This window comes from Microvirga sp. GN3, assembly GCF_055792825.1.
This window is the reverse complement of the sequence record NZ_JBVVAK010000009.1, coordinates 16,964-34,132: the sequence shown is the minus strand read 5'-3', so window position 1 is coordinate 34,132 and position 17,169 is coordinate 16,964. Positions and strand designations below refer to the sequence as shown.

Below are 17,169 nucleotides of genomic sequence, written 5' to 3'. Positions count from 1 at the left end.
CGATGTGTCTATGTCATGGTTCCTGAAGCCGGAATGAATCCCATGTTGTCACGCGTTGTCATTCGCCCCGTTCAGGCTTCGGATGCTGCCGAGTTGGTTGCCGCCAACCTCGCGAGCATCGACCTGCATGAGCCCTGGGTGTCGCCCTGCCGCGATCACGCGAGCTTTCTCGGTTATCTCACCCGCTGCGACGGGGACCGCTCCATCGGCTTCATTGCCCGTGAGCGGGAGAGCGGCGGGATCGTCGGCATCGTGAACCTGAGCGAGATCGTGCGCGGCTTCTTCCAGAGCGCCTATATGGGCTATTACGGCATGGCCGGCATGAACGGGCGCGGGTTGATGAGCGAGGCCGTGAGCCTCGTGGCCTCACATGCCTTCGGCGAACTCGGTCTGCATCGGCTCGAAGCCAATATTCAGCCGGGTAACCGGCCTTCCCGTGCTCTCGTCAAGCGTCTCGGCTTTCGTCAGGAAGGCTACTCTCCGCGTTATCTCAAGATCAACGGCGAATGGCGCGATCACGAACGGTGGGCCGTGCTGGCGGATGAGTGGCGCGGCTAATCCGTCTCAGGCAACGGCCCGAGCTTCTTCTGCAGGAAGAAGCGGCTGCCGCCGACAGGATAATCCTTGAGCTCGCCGAAGATCTCATATCCTAAGCGCTGGTAAAGTTTGAGCGCTTTGGGATTGAGCGTATCGATCCAGGCCGAGTGGCAGCCTCTGTTGCGCGCTTCCTCCTCGGCCATCGCGATGAGCTGCGTGGCGAGGCCCATCCCGCGAAAGGCCTCGGGCACGAAGAGGAGCTCGATGGCAAGCCAGCCGCCATTCATGCGGCCGCAGAGCCCTCCGACAGGTGCGCTGCTGTCGGGATCGCGAATGGCGATGGTGACATCCTGACCTGGCGGATAGTTGGCGAAGAGGGTTCTGTTGAAACTCCGGACGCCGTTGAGAACCACCTCGTGGAGCGTTTGCCCGTCGTCGACGAACGCGATTGTCGGCGCATGTATCATCAGGCGAACCTCAAGCCGCGATCCGCTTGACCGCCTCGATCAGCACACGCGCTGCCACATCAGCATCCTCGGTCGTGATCGACTCCGCCGGGTTGTGGCTGATGCCGCCCTTGCAGCGCACGAAGAGCATGGCGGAGGGACAGAGATTGGCCATCGCGACCGCATCGTGGCCTGCACCGGAAGAAAGATGCAGCGGCTGGATGCCGAGGCTCTTCACGGCATTCACAAGCTGCCCGATCAGCCCTTTGTCCATCGGCGTGGCGGGCGATTCCATGAACGGCTCGATGGTGAATTCGACGCCGCGCTTCTGAGCGGCAACGTGGCACTCGGTCACGATGTCCTCGACCATGGCGAGACGTACAGCATCGTCCGGCGAGCGGGCATCGAGAGTGAAATCGACGCGCGCTGGAATGACGTTGATCGCGCCGGGCTGCACCTGAGCGACGCCCACCGTCGCCACCGTGTCGGTGCGCGTGGAGCCTGCACGCTCCACGATGCCGATCATCTCGGCAACGGCCGCGAGCGCATCGCGGCGCATGGTCATCGGCACGGTGCCGGCATGGCCCGCTTCGCCGGTCACGTTGGCACGGGCCCGGGTGATGCCGTTGATGGCGGAGACGATGCCGACGGGCAGGTCCTTCGCTTCCAGGAGCGGACCTTGCTCGATATGCACCTCGAGATAGCCGCGATAGCGCGCCGGATCGCGGGCGAGGGCCGCTGCGCCCTCCGGGTCGCCGCCGAAGCGGACCAGCGCATCACGGAAAGTGATCCCGTCCTGATCCTTGCCGTCGAGCCAGGCCGGGTTGAAGCGGCCGGCCAGGGCCTGCGACGTGGAGAGGTTCGTGGGGAAGCGGACATTCTCCTCGTCCCCGAAGGCCACGATCTCGATGGGACAGGACGGCACGATGCCCTGCCGCTTCAGCGCTTCGACCACGGCGATGCCGAGCACCACGCCGAGATTGCCGTCATAACGTCCGGCATCGACGACGGAATCGATATGGGATCCGATGAGGAGAGCGGGAGCCTCGGGATTGGCGCCCTCAACGCGGCCGATCACAGAGCCGAGCGCATCGATATGCGCGTTCAGGCCCGCATCCTGCATCAGCCGGAGCGTGGCGTCCGCGGCCCTGCGGTGCGCGTCGGAAAGATAGAGGCGGGTGATGCGGCCGGGTTCGTCCGTGTGCTTGGCGAGTTCCTCGATCATCGCCATCACGCGGCGGCCGAGGGTGAGATCTGTCGCGTTTGTCATGGCCGCGAGAGTTTCAGGAACCGGCCTGCTTCGCAAGAGGAAGACGGGCCAGTTCCCAAACCCTTTTCAGCCCTTAGGCCGCCACGCCGAGCTTCTTCTGCAGGCTCGTCGACGACGTCGTGTATTGGAACAGGAGCTTCTTCTCAGGGTACACGTAGCGGTGCACCTTCTGAGCCGCCAGCGCCCCCTCGTGGAAGCCGGAGAGGATGAGCTTCAGCTTGCCCGGATAGGTATTGATGTCGCCGATGGCGAAGATGCCGGGGACGTTCGTCTCGAACTTCTCCGTATCGACCGGGATCAGGTTCTCGTGCAGGTTCAGGCCCCAATCGGCGATCGGGCCGAGTTTCATGGTGAGGCCGAAGAACGGCAGCATCACGTCGCAATCGACGGTGAACTCCGAGCCGTCGTCCTTGCGGATCACGGCACCCTCGAGAACGGGAGACTCACCCTTGAGGGAGCTCACTTGGCCGAGGTGCAGATCCATCTCGCCGGAGGCCACGAGAGAACGCATCTTCTCCACCGTGTGGGGTGCGGCGCGGAAAGCGTCGCGGCGGTGGAGCAGGGTCAAGCGCTTGGCGATGGGCTGCAGGTTCACCGTCCAGTCGAGGGCGGAATCGCCGCCGCCGACGATGAGGACATTCTTGTTGCGGAACATCTCCATCTTGCGCACGGCATAGTACACACCCGTGCCCTCATAGGCCTCGATGTTGTCGATCGGCGGCTTCTTGGGCAGGAACGATCCGCCGCCGGCCGCGATGATCACTGCCTTGCAGGTGAAGGTGGTTCCGTTCTCGGAGGTCTTGACCCGGAACAAAGGCGCCTCGGGCGTACCGATGGATTCCAGGCTCTCCACCATCTCGTTGAGGTGGAAGGTCGGGTGAAACGGCTCGATCTGCGCCATCAGGTTGTCGACGAGGCCTTGGCCCGTCACCATTGGGAAGCCCGGAATGTCGTAGATGGGCTTCTCAGGATAGAGTTCGGCGCATTGGCCGCCCACTTTCGGCAGGATGTCGATGAGATGGCATTTGATGTCGAGGAGGCCCAGTTCGAATACGGCGAACAGGCCCACGGGCCCGGCACCGATGATGACGACGTCCGTTTCGATATGGTCGGTCATGAACAGGCTCCTTCGAGAGACCCTTTCGAAAGCACGGTCTCTTCAGCTTTAGCAATGTGACAGGCTGACGGTCAGGCCCCGGTGGGAGCCAGGGTGACCTCCAGGCCGTCGAGTTCGGGGGTCCAGAGGATCTGGCAGGACAGGCGGGAATTCGGCTTCGTCACCACGGTGTCGAGCTGGTCTTCCTCCTCGTCGGTGGGAGGATAGAGCCTGTCAAGCCACTCCTCGGCGACGAAGACGTGGCAGGTCGCACATTCGCAGGCGCCGCCGCACAGGCCCTCGATCGGCAGGCCCCAGTCGCGGATGATCTCCATCACCCGCCAGCCCTCGATGGCCTCGAGAGTATGGCGCTGGCCGGCCCGGTCGGTCACATGGATGACGCCCATGAAGCGGGAATTCCTCTTTCGTGCGTTCTGGGATATGGCGCGGACGGGGCGCCGGATGGCTGCATATCGTCCTTTCAGCCCGTTCCGTCAACGCTTTAGCCTGGGGTTAAAGGTCTCGGTGCCCTCAAATCCCGAGGGTTTCCGCCCGCAAAGCCTCGTCGGCCATCAGCTCGGCCATGGGGCCCTGAAAGCGGATCTCGCCGCGCTCGACGACATAGGCCCGGTCGCTGATCCCGGCGGCGAAGGCCCAGTTCTGCTCGGACAGGAGCACGGCCACGCCTTCGGCCTTCATGGCGCGGATCGCCTCGGCCATCATCTGGACGATCACCGGGGCGATGCCCTCCGAGGGCTCGTCGAGTAGGATCGCGTCCGGGTTGCCCATGAGGGTGCGGGCGATGGAGAGCATCTGCTGCTCGCCGCCGGACATCTGGTTGCCGCGTCGCCCCCGCATCTCGGCGAGGTTGGGAAAGAGCCGGAAGAGTCGTTCCGGGGTCCAGGGCGAGCGGCCGGCGACAGCCGGGCGGCGGCCCGTTTCCAGATTTTCCTCGACGGTGAGATCGGTGAAGATGCGCCGGTCCTCGGGCACATAACCCAGCCCCAAGCGGGCAATCTTGTAGGTCGGAAGCCGGCCGAGGGTGTGTCCCCTGAAGGTGGCGTGGGTGGCGGTGGCCGAAATCAGACCCATGATGGCCTTCAGGGTAGTGGTCTTTCCGGCCCCGTTGCGGCCCACGAGCGCCACCACCTCGCCCGCATAGAGATGGATCGACAGGCCGAACAGCACCTGCGCCCGACCGTAGAAGGCGTTGAGGTTCCGGACGTCGAGCAGCACATCGCGTCTCATGCAGGGCTCACTCCTTTCGGCCGCTCCAGGGCATGCTCGTCGCCCAGATAGGCCCGCCGCACCTGAGGATCCTGGCGGATCTCGTCCGGAGTTCCGGCAGCTATGATCTGACCGCGCAGGAGCACGAGCACCCGGGCCGCATGGCCGAAGACCACATCCATGTCGTGCTCGGTGAAGAGAACGCCGATCCCCTGTGAGGCCGCGATGGACTCGGTGAGATCCATCAGCGCGGCCCGCTCGCGCGGAGCCATCCCCGCAGTAGGCTCGTCCATGAGGAGGAGCTTGGGCTCTCCGGCCAGCGCAATGGCAAGCTCCACCCGTTTCACATCGCCATAGGCCAGTGCAGAACAGGGAATATCGGCCGCCTCCGCCATGCCGACCCGCGCGAGCAACTCGACCGCTTTCTCGCGGTGACGTTCGCGCGCCGGAGACCAGAGCCGATTGCATTGGCGATGGCGACTGATCAGCGCCATCTGGACATTCTCGGCGGCACTCATCGACAGGAAGGTCTGCGCCACCTGGAAGGTGCGTCCGACACCGCGGCGGAAGCGCTTCTGCGGCGAGGCATGGGTGATGTCCTGATCGTCGAGCAGGACCCGGCCGCGATCGGGGCGCAGCTGGCCACCGACCATGTTGAACACAGTGGACTTGCCGGCACCATTCGGGCCGATGATCGCGAGCATCTCGCCACGCTCGACGGTGAACTCCACGTCGCGGGCCGCCACTACGCCACCGAAGGATTTGTGCAGGCCGTTCACGGCAAGAAGCGTCATGCGCGCTCCTCCCGCCAGTATTGCACAGTGCCGACAAGGCCACGGGGAAAGATCAGCACCATGGCGATGATGCTCAAGCCCAGCATCAGGCGCCAAAGCGAGGTGAGCGGCATGATGAGATCACGCAGGAAGTGCAGGACTCCGGCACCGACGAGCGGACCCATCACGGTTTGGATGCCGCCGAGAAGCAGCATGGTGAGCGCGTCGACGGAAGTCGAGATGCCGAGCAGGCTCGGATCGACGGAGCCGCGGGAGAATGCATAGAGTCCGCCTGCGAGCCCTGCGGCCGCGCCGGACATCATGAAGGCAAGCCAGCGATGCTGGCGGATCTTCAGGCCGATGGCTTCCGCGCGGGCTTCCGAGTCGCGGGCGGCGCGCAAGGCATAGCCGAAGGGCGCATCGATGATCCGTTTCAACAGCAGCACCGCGATGAGCGTGAGGGCGGCAGTCAGAAGGTAATAGGGCACCGGCCCACCGACCCAGGGGGAGGGCCACACGCCAACGATGCCGTTGTCGCCGCCGGTCACGTCGACCCACTGGAAGGCGACCGCATAGATGATCTGCGCGGCGGCGAGCGTCATCATGGCGAGATAGATGCCGGACAGACGCACCACGAAGGCGCCGATCAGCGCTGCGCCGAGAGTTGCAAGCGCAAGCCCGAGAGGAAGTGCCGCTTCCATCGATGTGCCGAACCATTTGACGGCGAGTGCTGCTCCATAGGCGCCGAGGCCGAAGAAGGCGGCATGGCCGAAACTCACGAGCCCGCCGACGCCGATGAGAAGCTGCAAGCTGAAGGCGAAGAGTGCGAAGATCAGGATCTCGGTCGCGACCTTGAGCAAGTAAGCATCCGCGACCAGCGGGAAACAGGCGAGCACCGCGATGACGGCAAGCAGGATATAGGTCCTGCCGGGAATAGGCTTGTGGCTCCCAATGCCCACCGCATGCGTGCCGCCGACGATTTCAGCGCGTCCGAAGAGACCGTAAGGCCGGATCGCCAGCACCACGGCCATGAGCAGGAACACCACGACGAGGGTGCTTTTGGGAAAGATCAGGATGCCGAAGGCCTGCAATTGCCCGATGATGAGCGCCGCGAGAAACGCGCCCGGCACGCTGCCCATGCCACCGACGACGGTCACGACGAAGGCTTCCGCTATGATAGAGAGATCCATGCCGGTATGCGCCGAGACACGCGGGATCTGCAGTGCACCGCCGAGTCCTGCGAGGAATGCGCCGAGAAACAGCGTACCTGTGAACAGCATCGCCTGATTGACGCCGAGCGACGCCACCATGTCGCGATCCTGCGTCGCCGCGCGCACCAGCACACCGAAGCGCGTCTTGCGCAGGAGAAGCCATACGAGCCCCAGCACGATGGGACCGGCCACGATCAACACGAGTTCGTAGGACGGAAAGCGCCGTCCAAGAATTTCGACCGGTGCGCGCAATCCCGGTGCGCGTGGCCCGAGAATGTCTTCCGGCCCGAAGACCTGCACCACGAGATCCTGTACCACCAGCACGACACCGAAGGTGGCGAGCAGTTGGAAGAGTTCCGGCGTGCCGTAAATGCGCCGCAGGAGCACAACCTCGATGATGACACCGATGATGCCGACGATGAGCGCCGAGGCCAGAATACCGGCCCAGAAGGTTGTGGGGCCGAACGAGAACTCGAGCAGGCGCGGCACCAGGGTTGCGGCCGTGTAGGCGCCGATCATGTAGAGCGAACCGTGCGCGAAATTCACGATCCGCGTGACGCCGAAAACGATGGTCAGTCCGCAGGCGGTGATGAAAAGCGATGAAGCGCTGGAGAGACCGCTGAGAGCCTGAACGGCGAGGAAGGAGGGATCCATCGCCAGCAATCCGCTAATCCTTCCGCACCGCCTTTACTTCGGCTTCGGTCGGCATGAACGAGGTTCCGTCCTTGTAGCTCCAATCCGCCATGCCGCCTGCTGCTCCCTGGCGCACGAGCTTGCCAACCCAGGCGCCCATGGAAGACTGGTTGTCGATACCGCGCATGGTGACGGGACCGATGACCGTGTCGAACTTCGCATCCTCGAGCGCCTTGATGATGGCTTCGGTCTCGGTAGAGCCTGCACGTTCCATGGCGTCGCGGATCATGTAGACGACCATGTAGCCGAGAAGCGAGCCGAGGCGCGGCGTCTCATTGTACTTGGCACGGTAGGCGTCGACGAAGGCCTTATGCTTCGGCTCGGTGATCTCGTCCCAAGGGTAGCCGGTCACGATCCAACCCTCGGGCACCTCGTCCTTCAGGGGCAGCAGCCATTCGGGCTCGCCGGTGAGGAGCGAGAGGACTGTCGTGTCCTCGAAGAGGCCGCGGGTATTGCCTTCGCGCACGAACTGCGTGAGGTCGGGGCCAAAGAGCACGTTGAAGATGCCGTCGGGCTTGGCTTGCTCCAGGGCTGATACGGTGGCGCCAGCCTCGATCTTGCCGAGTGCTGGATACTGTTCGGCGACAATCTGGGCCCCGGGCACGCGCTCCTGGATGAGGCGCTTGAACGCCTGTGCGGCTGACTGACCGTATTCGTAGTTGGGCGCGACGATGGCCCAGCGCCTCGCACCCGAAGCCTTTGCCTGATCGACCAGCATGCCCACCTGCATGGTGTTGTTGGGCCGGATGCGGAATGTGTAGCGGTTGCCCTGCGCCATGGTGATGGCATCGGTCAGGGGCTCGGCGGCGATGTAGACGATCTTCTTCTGATTGGCGAAATCCGCCATGGCGACGCCCACATTCGACAGGAACGAGCCGAAGAGCAGAATTGCGCCTTCGCGGGTCACCAATTCGTCCGCCACGCGGGTGGCATCACCCGTGGTCGCGCCGTCCTCGCGGGAGACGATCTCGAGCTTGCGGCCGAGAACCCCGCCCTTGGCATTGATCTCGTCGAGCGCGAGCTGCCAACCATTGCGATAGGGCACGGTGAAGGCAGCCTGTCTGGCATAGGAATTCAGCTCGCCGAGCTTGATCGGGGATTGCTGAGCCTGGACGGCCGGAGAACCGAGCGCGAGCGCCACTCCGAGGGCCAGCCAGCGGATGGTCGATGCCTTCGCCATTGCGTGTTCCTTGCAAACGAGAACCTGCGTGGATTTAGGGCCATTTCAGGTCGGAAGAAAGCCTAAACTGCCAAGCTTCGCGAATTCCTGTCTTGCTTACGCCTGGGAGGCAATGACACATTCGCCGCCTTCGTTCCTTAGAACCGGATAAGCCTCATGCTCCTCGACCGCGATACCGCCCATGCTTTCATGCCTTATCCGGCCGTTCCAGTCCCTCATGCTCCGAGCGGACCGCTATCCGGCCTGACTTTCGCGGCCAAGGACCTGTTCGACGTGGCAGGTTACCCAACCAGTGCAGGATCGCCTCACATGCTCGCCATGTCCGGTATCAAGACCCGGACGGCCCCGACGGTGCAGAGGCTTCTCGATGCAGGCGCCCGCCTCGTCGGCAAGACGATCACGGACGAGCTGGCCTTTTCCATGAGCGGCAAGAACGCCCATTTCGGCACTCCGGTGAACGGTGCCGCGCCGGATCGCATTCCAGGCGGCTCGTCTTCCGGCTCGGCGGCCGCCGTCTCGAATGGCTTATGCGATTTCGCGCTCGGCACCGATACGGGCGGTTCCGTACGGGCGCCGGCCAACCATTGCGGTCTCTTCGGTATCCGACCCACTCATGGGCGTGTCAGTCTGGAACTCTGCCACGATCTTGCACCATCCCTCGATACCTGTGGATACTTCACCCGCGATGACGCCACCTTCGTTCGGGTCGGCGAGGTGTTGCTCGGGAAGGATCATCAGCCCCTGCCGTCGACCCCTCGGGTTCTGCTGGCGCGGGATGCCTTCGCTCTTCTTCACAAGGACGTACGGGAGGCCCTGGCACCGGCGCTGCTTCGTGCGGAAGCCGCTCTCGGCGAGCCCGAGGAGGTCGACGTGGCTGTAGAGGGCTTCACCGCACTCTATTGGGCCATGCGCTATATCCAGAGTCGGGAAGCCTGGATTGTCGATGGGCCGATGATCGAGCGTTACAGCCCACCCCTCGGCCCAGGTGTGGCTGACCGGTTCGAGTTCTCGAAGGCGGTGACCGACGCCCAGGTAGCGGAGGCCAAGGTGATCCGGGCCGCGTTCCGCGAGCGGTTCGGCGCCCTCCTCGGGAACGATGCGGTGCTGATCCTGCCGACCATGCCCGATATCGCGCCGCTGCTCTCCGAGAGCGACGAAGCGTTGAACGATTACCGCAACAACGCCCTGAATCTACTCTGCCTGTCGGTCCTGTTCGGCTTGCCGCAGGTCTCGATTCCGCTCGCCTCCCGTGCCGGCGCGCCGCTGGGGCTATCTCTCATGGGACCGGCGGGATCTGACATGAGCCTCGTTACCCTGGCGAGCCGAATCGCCGCCAGCGCATCGACCTGACGGGACCCATCGCGCCCGGCGGGAGTTACCGCCAAAGCGAGGAAGCACGCAAACTGCCTCACAAGGGGAAGACACATGACACACCCAGCCGTTCATCCGGAAACGCCCCACGTGGCGGTGGCGAGTGCGTGCGTGCTGGGCGAGGGTCCCGTGTGGGATCATCGCTCGAACACGCTCTTCTGGGTCGACATCAAGAATCCCGGCATCTGGCGCTACCATCCGGAGACGAAGGAGCATTTTCGCGTCGACGCGCCCGAACAGGTGGGCTTCGTCGCGCTCACGCCCGACCAGGATGTGGTCGTCGCGGGCTTCAAGTCGGGCCTTGCCCGCTTCAATCTCAGGACGGGTGAGATGCAGCCTATTGTGTCGCCCGACAAGGACAAGCCGAACAACCGCATCAACGACGGCCATGTGGGGCCGGATGGTGCGATCTATTTCGGCACCATGGACGATGAGGAGAAGGAAGGCTCCGGCGCCTTCTGGCGCTGGGACGGCAAGGAGTTGACCCAGTTCCATGCCGGCATCATCGTCACCAACGGGCCGGCCTTCAGCCCGGACGGGCGGAGGCTTTATGCGACCGATACGGTCGACTGCACAGTCTATGTTCTCGACGCGCAAGGAAGCCAGATCGGCAAGCCGCGCCCGTTTGTGCGCTTCGGAGAGGGATGGGCTCATCCAGACGGCATGGCAGTCGATGCGGAGGGCTACGTCTGGGTCTGCCATTGGGGCGCCTCGCGCATCACCCGCTTCGCGCCGGACGGTTCGGTCGAACGCATCGTGCCGGTTCCGACCGCTCAGGTGACGAAATGCGCCTTCGGCGGGCCGGATCTCACCACGCTCTACATCACCACGGCCGCCATTAGTCGCGACCCGCATATCGACGTGATGGCGGGGCATCTCTTCAAGGTTGAGACCGGCGGCATCCGCGGCCTGCAGGCGCATATTTTCGAGGGGTAGGAATCATGACCATCGAGCGTTTCGGCTCCCTCGACGGGCAGGATGTGCTGCAGGTCTCGCTCACGGGGCCTGACGGCATGGCGATGCAGATTCTCACCTGGGGCGCCGTGGTGCGGGACCTGACCGTGCCGGTGGCCGGAGGCCCGCAGCGGGTGGTGCTGGGACTCAATTCCATCGAGGATTATGTCGCCCATTCCCCCTATTTCGGCGCCATCGTTGGGCGATATGGCAACCGCATCGGGAAGGCACAATTCACCCTGAACGGCGAGACCTACCGGCTCGACGCCAATGAGGGCGAGAACCAACTTCATGGCGGCAGCAAAGGCTTCGGCTCGCGCCTCTGGAGCATCATCGATCACACGCCCGACAGCCTGACGCTGAGCCTTGTGTCCAAGGACGGCGACATGGGTTATCCGGGCCGCCTCGTTGCGACCTGTACCTACACGCTCCTGCCATCGTCGCGCCTTCGGATCGCGCTCGAGGCGACGAGCGACAAGCAGACGCCGGTCAATCTCACCACCCACGGCTATTTCAACCTCGACGGCAGCCCCAACATTTCTTCCCATGAGTTGACCATCGCAGGCGACTTCATCACGCCGACCCGGGCGGATCTCATTCCCACGGGTGAAATCACGGCAGTCGCGGGCACCGATTACGACTTTACGACGTCACGGCCGATCCATGGGTCGCAGCACACCCTCTACGACATCAACTATGTGCTGCGCGGGCCCTATGGCGAGCTTCGCCACGCCGCGACTTTGGCGTCACGCCAGAACGGTCTTTCCATGGAACTCTGGACCACCGAGCCTGGCGTTCAGTTCTATGACGGTCATCTGATCGACATGCCGGTCCAGGGCCTTGGAGGCGCCAAGTATAAGCGCCATGGCGGACTCTGCCTGGAACCGCAACGCTTCCCCGACAGCCCCAATAAAGCCCATTTTCCGGAGTCTATCGTGGCGCCCGGACGGGTTTCCCGACAGGTCAGCGAACTCCGGTTCGCACGTCGAGGATGAGGAACTTCGCCCGAGGGTTAAGTGTTCTTTTTCGTAGGCGTTGCGTTTCCGAACAAAGACAAAACCAGAAGGAAAAGGCGCTCATGCCAGTGCTCGATGCGAAAGCCCTGGAGATCGATCCGAAGGGAGCGGCTTTCCTGAAGAGCGTTTTGCGTCCCGTTCCCGAGCCTCAGACGCCTCCCAAGGAAACGTCCCGGATTGTCAAGATCCGCTTCTATGCGCTGAAGCGGTCGAGGGAGCTCACGCCTGGCACGGCGTGACGGGCCGTTTCAGACCCGCCAGCTTGTCTCACGCATCTTCGACCACGGCCATCAGTCCACGCTTGGCGAGAAGCGCGTCCGCAGTTGGCAGGCGTCCGCGGAAAGCCGTATAGGCTTCGGCCGGATCGCGCAGGTTGCCGGCGGAGTAGATGAAGCGCTTCAGCTTGTCCGCCATGTCCTTGTTGAACGCGTCGCCCGTCTCCTCGAACGCCGTGAAGGCATCAGCGTCCAGCACCTCCGACCAGAGATAGCTGTAATAGCCCGACGAATAACCGTCGCCTGAGAACACATGCGTGAAATGCGGCGTGCGGTGACGCATGATGATCTCGCGCGGCATGCCGATTGCCTGCAGCGTTTCCTTCTCGAAAGCCGACACGTCTAGACTGCTCAAATCCTTGCGGCGGTGGAGAGCCAGATCGACGAAGGCAGAGGATAGATATTCGACGGTTGCGAAGCCCTGGTTGAAATTGCGCGCCGCCATCAGGCGTTCGAGCAATGCTTCCGGAATCGGCTCTCCGGTCTGGTAATGGGTCGCGTAGCGGCGCAGGATATCCGGCTGCGAGAGCCAGTGCTCGTAGAGCTGCGAGGGCAACTCCACGAAATCCGTCGACACAGCCGTGCCTGCGAGCAGCGGATAGGTCACGTTCGAAAGTAGGCCGTGCAGCCCATGACCGAATTCGTGGAACAGCGTGCGCGCATCGTCGAAGCTCAGGAGCGACGGCTCGCCCGCCGCGCCCTTCGAGAAATTCATCACGTTGACGATGATCGGACGGATGTCGCCAGTGAGCTTTTCCTGCGACCGGAAGGCACTCATCCACGCACCGCTGCGTTTGGACGGGCGTGCGAAATAATCGCCGATGAAGGTGCCGACAGGGTTGCCCTGCGCATCCTTCACCTGCCAAGCGCGAATGTCAGGGTGATAGCGTGGAAAGTCCGTCAGCTCCTCGAAGCTCAGACCGAAGAGTCTTTGCGCGGTCTCGAAGGAAGCCTTGATGATCCGGTCGAGCTGGAAGTAGGGCTTGATCGTCGCTTCGTCGAGATTGTGGCGTGCCATGCGGACCTGATCGGCATAATAGCGCCAGTCCCACGGCTCGATGACGATGTTGTCGCCGATGGACTGGGCCTGGGCCTGCAGGTCGTCGCGCTCATCCTTGGCCCGAGTGATGGCCGGGGCCCAGACGTCGTTCAGGAGCTTCTGCACGTTGTCGGGATTCTTGGCCATGGTGTCGGCAAGTTTGAAATCGGCGAAGGTCTCGTAGCCGAGAAGCTTCGCGCGCTCCGCACGCAAAGCCGCCGTCTCGGCGATGATCGCCTTGTTGTCGGTCGCATTGCCGTTATCGCCGCGCGCCGCCCAGGCCTTGAAGGCCTGCTCTCGCAGGTCGCGCCGCTTTGAGAATTGCAGGAAAGGCTCGATGCTGGAGCGGGAGAGGGTGATGATATGCTTGCCCTTCAATCCGCGCTCCTCGGCAGCCTGCGCCGCCGCTTCGCGTAAGAAAGACGGCAGGCCTTCGAGATCCGCCTCGCCGTTGAGAACGAGCTGAAAGGACTTCTCGTCCGCCAGCACATTTTGTGAGAACTGCGTGCCGAGGCTGGCCAACCGCTCGGTGATGGCGGCGAGTCGCTTCTTCTCGTCCGGTCCGAGCTTCGCGCCGGCGCGCTCGAAAATGGTGTTGTAACGGTCGAGAACGCGGGCCTGCTCGGGAGAAAGCCCGAGGCTGTCACGCCTGTCGTAGAGCGCTGCCACGCGCTTGTAGAGCGTCTCATTCATGAAGATGCTGTTGCGGTGCTTGGCAAGGATCGGCGCCATCTCGCGCTCAACGGCCTGGATCGCATCGTTGGTATGCGATCCGGCGAGATTGAAGAACACGCCGCCGACTTTCTTCAGCGTCTGGCCGCTTGTTTCCAGCGCCTCGATCGTATTGGCGAAGGTAGGTGCCTCCGCATTGTCCGCGATGGCGGCGATCTGCGCCTGCTGCTCGGCGAGCGCCTTGTCGAAGGCGGGCTTGTAATGCTCAGGCGCGATGCTCTCGAAGGGGGGAAGGCCGAAAGGCGTGCTCCACTGCGCGAGAAGGGGATTGCCTGTGAGAGCCGCGTCTGAAGCCGTCATGGTCGCTCCTGCCTTTTGATCGAGGGACTGCAAGTCTTAGTCGTGTCAGCCGTCCACGGGAAGAGGCCTTGAGCCTGTGGCGGCATCCACGCCGGCAAGATGCCGCTGCAGGAAGGCCAGGGATCGGGTCAATGCATCGTCCTCGGCCTCGCCTCTGAAGCCATGGCCCTGGCCGGGATAGACCTTGATCTCATACGGCACGTTCTGCTGGCGCAGCAAAGCCTCGACGGCATGGGCATTCGCCACCGGCACGATGGGGTCAGCCGAGCCGTGCAGGACCAGGGTCGGCGGCAGTTTCGAGGTCGTGGCAATCGCGCCCTGCGGCAGCGGCCCGAAATAATTCACCAGTGCTTTTACGCGAGGATCCGTGCTCGCCACGGCAAGCCCCAGCGCTGCGCCAAGCGAGATGCCGATAATGCCGATGCGGTGCGGGTCGACACCCGGATGATCCGACGCGAAGGCGAGCGCATCCTGTACGGTACCCATCCAGGGCATGAAGTTCTGGAACAAGGTGCTGAAGGAAGCCCGCTTCTCGCCGGTGCGATCAAGATAGTGGACGAGGTGAACCTGATAGCCGGCGGCCGCCACGTTGCGGGCGCCCTGTCGATATTGCGTATTGGTGCTCAAGCCATCGGCGCCATGCAGCATGAGAACCGCGGGACGAGCCGAGGATCCGGCCGTCTGAAAAGTCTCGACGGCAATGGCCTTGCCCTCGCTCTTGAAGCTATTTCGTTGGGCAGTGACGGGCATTGCGTTCGGCTGATCCTGTTGGCCATGAGCGGTCGATGAAGCAGCAAGGGCTGCACCGATCAGGAGATTGCGTCTGGTGAGGGACATGGAGTCAGACTTTGAGGGCCAGATCTTTGTGAAATAGAAGCGGATTCCCACGCTTGCAGATGGCAAAAGGTCCCAGCGTCCCTTCGGCGGATAAACCTTATTGCTACGCTCAAGGATCGTTTGACCGCCAGGGACGTTGTTTGCAGGTCGGCGAGAGCGTCTCGCGGTCCAGAAGAGATCCGTTGAATGCGTCCTGGTCCCCCTTCCATGCCTCCCTCGGAGACGGAAATCGAGCCGCCCGGCGTTCCGGGTCTCTCAGGGCTCATGACCCTGGCCGTCGGGGTCGTGGTGCTGGCCGCCCTCTATGTGGGACAGGACGTCTTCCTGCCGGTGGTGCTGGCGATTCTCCTGGCCTTCGTGTTGGCTCCCTTCGTTGAAGTGCTGCGCCGGTGGCGTCTCGGCCGGGTGCCGTCCGTCATCATTGCCGTCCTGGTCGCTCTCGGGATCATCGTGTCTCTTGGTGCCATCATCGGCTTCCAGCTGGCGGGTCTGGCGAGCGACCTGCCGCGCTATCAGACCACCATCGAGACGAAGGTCGGCTCCCTGCGTGAGGGAACGCTCGGAAAGCTGCCGAGCCTCCTGAAAGATTTCGGCCGCCGCTTCGACCGGGCCGTTGCGGAGCCTCCGCCGGAACAGGCTCCTGCGTCACCCACTCCCGCCGCCCCGCCGGCGCCGCAAGAGACCGGTCCGCTGCCGGTCGAGGTCCATGAGCCGGAGCCGACTCCCGCGCAGATGGTCCGGGACGTTTTGCTGCCCGTGCTTGAGCCCCTGGCCACCATGGGCATCGTCTTCGTAGTGCTCGTCTTCATCCTCATGCAGCGGGAAGATCTGCGTGACCGGATGATCCGCCTGTTCGGGGCGAGCGATCTCCATCGCACCACGGTGGCCATGGACGATGCCGCACGCCGCCTCAGCCGGTACTTTCTGATGCAGCTTGCATTGAATGCCTCTTTCGGGGTTGTTGCTGCCATCGGTCTCTGGCTGATCGGCGTACCGAGCCCGGTTCTCTGGGGCGTGTTCGCCGCGCTGATGCGCTTTGTGCCCTATATCGGCTCGTTCCTCGCCGCCGTGCCGCCGATCCTGCTGGCGGCCGCTGTCGACCCCGGCTGGTCCATGGCGCTCATGACGCTGGCCTTGTTCCTCGTCGGCGAGCCCCTCATGGGCCACGTGGTCGAACCCGTCGTGTATGGGCAGAGCACTGGCCTCTCGCCCTTCTCGGTCGTCATTTCGGCTATCTTCTGGACCTGGCTCTGGGGGCCCGTCGGCCTTCTGATCGCCACGCCCCTGACACTTTGCCTCGTGGTGTTGGGCCGGCATGTGGAGCGGCTCGAATTCTTGGATGTGCTGCTCGGCGACAGGCCCGCGCTGACGCCGGCCGAGAACCTCTATCAGCGCATGCTGGCAGGCGATCCGGACGAGGCCTTGGAATCGGCGGAGCTTCTGCTGAAGGAGCGCTCACTCACATCCTATTATGACGAGGTTGCCCTAAAGGGTCTGCAACTCGCCGCCAACGATGCGACACGCGGCGTTCTCACCCAGCGCCAGCTTGATCAGGTCAAGGACGTGATCAGGGCTCTGGTGCAGGATCTCGGCGGTCATGAGGATGTGGAACCTCACCCGACCGAGACCGAGGACGAGCCCGTTGCCTCTCCCGTCAGCGAAAGGCCCGCCAACAAGGAGCCTGCCGTTACCAAGCCGATGCCGCAGGAACGCAATATTCCGGAGGCGTGGCGAGCCGAAGGAGCGATCCTGTGCATCGCTGGTCGCGGCCCGCTGGACGAAGCCGCATCGGAGATGCTGGCGCAACTCCTGAGCAAACACGGATTCGGAACCCGTGTCGTTCCTCATTCCGCCGTGTCGCGCCGTGAGATCTTCAATCTCGACATGACCGGTGTGCAGATGGTGTGCATCAGCTATCTGGAGATCAGCGGCACACCAGCGCATCTGCGCTATCTGCTGCGGCGGCTGAAGCAGAAGGCGAAGGCTCCGACTCTCGTCGGCCTCTGGCCTGCGGAGGATGTCGTTCTGAAGAATGAGTCGATGCGCGCCACGCTCGGCGCCAACTACTACGTTTCATCTCTGCGCGATGCGGTGGTGCAATGCCTGAAGGTGGCGACCGGCGAGGAGAAGCTGCCGGAGCCGGCCAATACGCCGGCTGTCGAAGAGACAACGGCAGCCAAGCGGCTGCCGTTACCTGCATGATGATCTTTTA

At 63.4% G+C, this 17,169-nt stretch carries 16 protein-coding genes; 6 read left to right on the top strand and 10 right to left on the bottom strand.

The window, feature by feature from the left end; genetic code table 11:
* Window positions 1-42: 42 nt before the first annotated feature.
* On the top strand, window positions 43-558 hold the full coding sequence (locus ACS5Q1_RS06835; protein WP_473097461.1) for a GNAT family N-acetyltransferase: 516 nt from the start codon (window positions 43-45) through the stop codon (window positions 556-558).
* On the opposite strand, the gene ACS5Q1_RS06830 is transcribed toward ACS5Q1_RS06835, so the two are convergent.
* The 8 genes from ACS5Q1_RS06830 to ACS5Q1_RS06795 all read right to left on the bottom strand — a co-directional run bounded on the left by ACS5Q1_RS06830 (window position 555) and on the right by ACS5Q1_RS06795 (window position 8,433).
* Window positions 555-1,004, bottom strand: coding sequence for a GNAT family N-acetyltransferase (locus ACS5Q1_RS06830; protein ID WP_473097460.1), 450 nt, complete (start codon window positions 1,002-1,004; stop codon window positions 555-557). The genes ACS5Q1_RS06835 and ACS5Q1_RS06830 overlap by 4 nt on opposite strands.
* A gap of 10 nt (window positions 1,005-1,014) precedes the next feature.
* A complete protein-coding gene (locus ACS5Q1_RS06825) occupies window positions 1,015-2,253 on the bottom strand; it encodes an allantoate amidohydrolase (protein WP_473097459.1) in 1,239 nt (412 codons plus the stop codon).
* A 73-nt stretch (window positions 2,254-2,326) separates the two neighbouring features.
* Complete coding sequence (locus tag ACS5Q1_RS06820; RefSeq protein ID WP_203441546.1) at window positions 2,327-3,370, bottom strand: NAD(P)/FAD-dependent oxidoreductase; 1,044 nt, start codon at window positions 3,368-3,370, stop codon at window positions 2,327-2,329.
* A gap of 71 nt (window positions 3,371-3,441) precedes the next feature.
* Window positions 3,442-3,756 (bottom strand): 2Fe-2S iron-sulfur cluster-binding protein, encoded by a 315-nt coding sequence (locus ACS5Q1_RS06815; RefSeq protein ID WP_203441545.1) that lies wholly within the window; start codon window positions 3,754-3,756, stop codon window positions 3,442-3,444.
* A gap of 124 nt (window positions 3,757-3,880) precedes the next feature.
* Entirely contained in the window at window positions 3,881-4,597 is a 717-nt protein-coding gene (locus tag ACS5Q1_RS06810) for an ABC transporter ATP-binding protein (protein WP_473097458.1), read from the bottom strand.
* The gene (locus tag ACS5Q1_RS06805; RefSeq protein WP_473097457.1) at window positions 4,594-5,370 is read right to left on the bottom strand and encodes an ABC transporter ATP-binding protein; all 777 of its coding nucleotides are present in this window, start codon (window positions 5,368-5,370) and stop codon (window positions 4,594-4,596) included. The genes ACS5Q1_RS06810 and ACS5Q1_RS06805 overlap by 4 nt, the downstream gene beginning before the upstream one ends.
* The gene (locus ACS5Q1_RS06800) at window positions 5,367-7,214 is read right to left on the bottom strand and encodes an ABC transporter permease (RefSeq protein ID WP_473097456.1); all 1,848 of its coding nucleotides are present in this window, start codon (window positions 7,212-7,214) and stop codon (window positions 5,367-5,369) included. The genes ACS5Q1_RS06805 and ACS5Q1_RS06800 overlap by 4 nt, the downstream gene beginning before the upstream one ends.
* A 13-nt stretch (window positions 7,215-7,227) precedes the next feature.
* Window positions 7,228-8,433, bottom strand: coding sequence for an ABC transporter substrate-binding protein (locus ACS5Q1_RS06795; protein ID WP_473097455.1), 1,206 nt, complete (start codon window positions 8,431-8,433; stop codon window positions 7,228-7,230).
* 156 nt (window positions 8,434-8,589) lie between these two features.
* Here ACS5Q1_RS06795 and ACS5Q1_RS06790 point away from each other — a divergent pair, with 156 nt between their 5' ends.
* The 4 genes from ACS5Q1_RS06790 to ACS5Q1_RS06775 all read left to right on the top strand — a co-directional run bounded on the left by ACS5Q1_RS06790 (window position 8,590) and on the right by ACS5Q1_RS06775 (window position 12,013).
* Entirely contained in the window at window positions 8,590-9,783 is a 1,194-nt protein-coding gene (locus tag ACS5Q1_RS06790) for an amidase (RefSeq protein ID WP_473097454.1), read from the top strand.
* A 75-nt stretch (window positions 9,784-9,858) separates the two neighbouring features.
* Entirely contained in the window at window positions 9,859-10,740 is an 882-nt protein-coding gene (locus ACS5Q1_RS06785) for an SMP-30/gluconolactonase/LRE family protein (protein WP_473097453.1), read from the top strand.
* A gap of 5 nt (window positions 10,741-10,745) precedes the next feature.
* Window positions 10,746-11,753: an aldose epimerase family protein gene (locus ACS5Q1_RS06780; RefSeq protein WP_473097452.1), complete on the top strand. Its 1,008-nt coding sequence runs from the start codon at window positions 10,746-10,748 to the stop codon at window positions 11,751-11,753.
* Window positions 11,754-11,836: 83 nt separating this feature from the next.
* Complete coding sequence (locus tag ACS5Q1_RS06775; protein ID WP_203441538.1) at window positions 11,837-12,013, top strand: hypothetical protein; 177 nt, start codon at window positions 11,837-11,839, stop codon at window positions 12,011-12,013.
* A 28-nt stretch (window positions 12,014-12,041) separates the two neighbouring features.
* Here ACS5Q1_RS06775 and ACS5Q1_RS06770 read toward each other — a convergent pair whose 3' ends face one another.
* Together ACS5Q1_RS06770 and ACS5Q1_RS06765 are read right to left on the bottom strand one after the other, a co-directional pair.
* Window positions 12,042-14,120, bottom strand: a complete 2,079-nt coding sequence (locus tag ACS5Q1_RS06770) for a M3 family metallopeptidase (protein ID WP_473097451.1) — start codon at window positions 14,118-14,120, stop codon at window positions 12,042-12,044.
* Between the two features lie 45 nt (window positions 14,121-14,165).
* Window positions 14,166-14,957 (bottom strand): dienelactone hydrolase family protein, encoded by a 792-nt coding sequence (locus ACS5Q1_RS06765; RefSeq protein ID WP_473097450.1) that lies wholly within the window; start codon window positions 14,955-14,957, stop codon window positions 14,166-14,168.
* 186 nt (window positions 14,958-15,143) lie between these two features.
* Between ACS5Q1_RS06765 and ACS5Q1_RS06760 the strand changes: the two genes are divergently transcribed.
* Entirely contained in the window at window positions 15,144-17,159 is a 2,016-nt protein-coding gene (locus tag ACS5Q1_RS06760; RefSeq protein ID WP_473097449.1) for an AI-2E family transporter, read from the top strand.
* Window positions 17,160-17,169: the final 10 nt, after the last annotated feature.